Source organism: Alcanivorax sp. HI0083 (genome assembly GCF_001635175.1).
In genome coordinates this window covers 1-820 of the sequence record NZ_LWFX01000407.1, presented here as the reverse complement: position 1 = coordinate 820, position 820 = coordinate 1, and the positions used below count along the sequence as shown (strand labels likewise).

1 protein-coding gene is annotated in these 820 nt (G+C 59.4%); it reads right to left on the bottom strand.

The window, feature by feature from the left end:
* Positions 1-695, bottom strand: a 695-nt coding sequence (gene rsmH, locus A3754_RS04215) for a 16S rRNA (cytosine(1402)-N(4))-methyltransferase RsmH (protein ID WP_063518921.1), incomplete at its 3' end; no start/stop codon positions are given.
* Between the last annotated feature and the right edge of the window lie 125 nt (positions 696-820).

Here is an 820-nt window from a genome sequence, read left to right as displayed (position 1 = left end):
GTCTCGAGGGACTGTTCGAGCACTTGATTCAGCGCATCCAGTTCCCCGTTTATATGTATTCGCAGCGCCTGAAAACTGCGCGTGGCCGGATGCTTACCCTGCTCGTTACGCCCCAGCACCGACTCAATCAAATCGGCCAGCTGCAGGGTGCGGGTAATCGGCTGCTCTTTGCGGGTTTCACAAATACGCTTGGCAATCCAGCGCGACTTGCGCTCTTCACCATAGCGATACAGCACATTGGCAATGTCTTTTTCCGCCGCATGGGACAACCACTCCGCCACGCTTTCGCCCTGGGTCGGATCCATGCGCATGTCCAACGGGCCATCGCGCAAAAAGCTGAAACCGCGGGAAGCATCGTCCAGTTGCGGTGAGGACACACCCAGATCCAGCAACAGGCCGTCGATCGGCCGGCCCGCCTGTTCCACCACTTGCGGCAGGCAATCAAAACGGCTGGCCATCATGTGAAAGCGGCTATCACTGGCTGCCAGCTCCTGCCCGGCGGCAATGGCTTGCGGATCACGATCAATGCCGGTCAGGCGGCCGTTGTCGTCCAGGCGCGCGAGCAAGGCACGGCTGTGGCCACCACGACCAAAAGTGCCGTCCACATAAAAGCCTTCGCTCTGGCTGAACCACATATCCAGCACCTCTTCCAGCATGACCGGCTGGTGTGCGTACTGCGTGTTTTCGGTCGTCATCAGAACGACAGCTCCTGCACACTTTCCGGCAAGGCCGCCGGATCCAGGGTGCCATCCACGTCGGACCAGCTTTCCTCTTTCCAGATCTCGAATCGGTGCATCTGCCCGATCAACATGGCGCGTTT